The sequence below is a fragment of the Intestinibacter sp. genome, from assembly GCF_051866655.1.
In the GTDB taxonomy this organism is placed as follows: Bacteria; Bacillota; Clostridia; order Peptostreptococcales; family Peptostreptococcaceae; genus Intestinibacter.
In genome coordinates this window covers 1-2,788 of the sequence record NZ_JBJDXL010000436.1, presented here as the reverse complement: position 1 = coordinate 2,788, position 2,788 = coordinate 1, and the positions used below count along the sequence as shown (strand labels likewise).

At 31.1% G+C, this 2,788-nt stretch carries 3 protein-coding genes; all 3 read right to left on the bottom strand.

Features of this window, described 5'->3' with window-relative positions:
• Positions 1-1,026: 1,026 nt before the first annotated feature.
• Positions 1,027-1,155 carry a hypothetical protein gene (locus ACI3VO_RS13175; protein WP_439758360.1) on the bottom strand — a complete coding sequence of 43 codons (129 nt, stop codon included), beginning with the start codon at positions 1,153-1,155 and terminating at the stop codon, positions 1,027-1,029.
• Positions 1,156-1,528: 373 nt separating this feature from the next.
• Positions 1,529-1,774 (bottom strand): hypothetical protein, encoded by a 246-nt coding sequence (locus tag ACI3VO_RS13170; protein WP_439758359.1) that lies wholly within the window; start codon positions 1,772-1,774, stop codon positions 1,529-1,531.
• A gap of 390 nt (positions 1,775-2,164) precedes the next feature.
• The gene (locus ACI3VO_RS13165) at positions 2,165-2,287 is read right to left on the bottom strand and encodes a hypothetical protein (protein WP_439758358.1); all 123 of its coding nucleotides are present in this window, start codon (positions 2,285-2,287) and stop codon (positions 2,165-2,167) included.
• Positions 2,288-2,788: the final 501 nt, after the last annotated feature.

Genomic DNA, 2,788 nt, shown 5'->3' with positions numbered 1-2,788 from the left:
GCCTTTATTGTTATAATGTCTTTACTAATTCTCTAAAATTATTTCTATGCTACTTATAGAATTTCTTTCTCCCTTTAATAGTGTAGGGGGGTCAAATCATCAGTATATCTTTCTGGAGTATCTTCTAAAGCATAAGCCTATACTTCAAAAGGAATAGTATAATATGCTGACTAAGAGGGATGTATAAGAGGATTGCCTTTTATCCATTCCCATACATAGATAAGATAAAATTTAATCCAACTTCCTTTATCTTTAGCCTACATAAGATGAATAGTCTCATGTCTAGTACTTCTCAAACCTTTCTAAGTTCTGAGGTTATCTAGTACTTTAGTTTCATTCTCCTATCTGTAAATCATTTTGCCGCACCACATCATGAATAAATAACCTTTAAATGGGAAATATTTTAAAGATACAAGTTCTAACTTATCAGTAAGAGGCGTAAATAACAACTTAATTAAAAACCACAATTCCTTAATCATATTATATAATACCAATCATTTCTATCCATAACTCCTTTATCTCTTAACTATTTATTATCTAGAATATAATCTCCATTCTAAAAATATAATTCATTTTTACTATAATTCCACTTAAAATATCCCCTCCATCCTGGCAACATCAATATTTTACCAGTTGCAGCATATAAAGTAGCTAAATTATAATTCATTTCAGATGCCTAAAAAGTATATTTGCTAAATCTATTCTTTTTTCATACTAATCCTTTGGAGGTCTGACATAACCTCTAGTTATAGCATTAGTAGCTTTCCTAACACTATTTCCAGCCCCACTTTTCCAGAACTAATACATTTCCTTAGCTGAATTAATATTCATTCCCGGACCCCCATGATGCCAATCCTTGGGTTTTTCAAAAGTCTCAACCATTAGTTTATGTAACTATCCTGGTAAATCTTTAGGTAGCCCAACGGCTCTTGTTCCTCTCCATCCTACAAGACCAAAAGCACCATTTCCATGAGGTCCAGTATCACCACCTTTCTCAGAAATTATATTACTAAGAACAGCAGCTCTCTATACTCTACTAGCTCCTCTATTTACTAAAGAATCATTAGCTATAATTAAGTTATCTGGATATAGTTTTAAATTAAAATTATCTTGAAACTCTTTATCTTTAATCAAACTATTTAACCAATCAGACATTATATTCCAAATACATTAATTAAAATACCTCCATCTTTCTTTTTATGCCATTTAGCAGCATTCCTAGCAAAGTTAGCTCTCTTTTTCTATAAAGGAGTAGCATTAGGATCTGCCAATACATCTCTCACATGTTGCTATACAGACTTACCTGCTCTTTTAACAGAAGCTGTAAACTTTCCTCTATTCTTTTTCTTAATATAGATTCTAAAACCTTTATTATAGAATCCAATTTGTTCAATTCCTATCATTTTTATTTTACTAGTTTAAATCTATTAAATTTATTATTTAACTAAAATTCTAATAATTTCTCCATATTAACTATTTCTGGAGTAGCATATGCTGAGGAAAGAACAAAACCAGATTTTCCATTCCACTATCCTATAGGTACTTTAGAATCTCTAACTCTTATTAGCCCTGGAATATTTTCTTTTGTTCCTATTATTGCTCTAGTAAAAGGCTTATTATCTACTTTTAATGCGTATGGTTTTTCAATACCAAACCAAGTATGTCCTACCTGTGTTGGATCTTTTGGAGGCCCAGGATTAAGAAATCCACCTTCTATATAAGCCCCATTAGAACCAAAAGCTCCATGATGATCTCCATAATCTAAATGCGCCATTATATTAGATCCTTTTGGATATGTAAATAATTGTGGGTCTGGTGCGGAATTAGTAATATTCTACTTAAACCATAAATGTTTTGAAATAGGATTTTTACCACGTTTCCATACTTCAAAATATTTTGAAGGAGATTGATTAGCAACACCATTAACTAATGGAGTAAACTAACTTCCTGATTTATCCATAAATAGCTGAGACTAGTGAGGTCCTATCTAAAGCCAGTCTACTTCTGGCAATTCTTTTCCTATTATAGCCACTTTAGCATTACGATTTAACTCAGGAGAATAGGGACGACCTTTTGAAAAGTACGGTCCTATAAAATGCTATCTTTTACCATTATACATAGTGCCTTTCGGATTAGCTCTAATAGTTCCAGTCTTAATGATATCCTAAAAAGCATCTTCTGCTGTATCTCCAGTAGATAAATCAGCTAATAATCTATAATAATTATCTTTTGATTTTGGAAGTGTAAATCTAATGCCGCCTAGACTATGTAGTCCTTTTCTTATCATAGGACCACTTAATCCTGGAATAAATGCTAATCCAGCTGATAGTGCCGCACTTCCATAATTACCTAATCTTATCTAATTACTAACATCCGCTATATCAGAAAAAGTATCAAGCCCCGGAATAAAACCAATTCCCATTATTCCATAATCAATAGCATCATCTGTACTAACGCTATAAGCAGGCTTTCTAGGGACAGTAACTTTAATTTCATGAAGCTAACTATTTGGTGTAATATATACAACCTTCTATCCTTTCTTTTCTGCTTCTTTTTCCTTCATAGCCATTCTCTAACTATATAATTTCTATCTAGTCTATTCATCACCCTACCAAAAAGCGTCTAGTTCTTCTTTAGATACTTTATTATAATCTTCTATAGGCATATTTTAAAATTTTAATATATATTATAATCTACTAATTTGTATCTTGCAAAGAATATTAATATACTTGAAAAGTAACAAATTATTATAGATAAATGTATATGACAAATTAATGATTTATGTTTT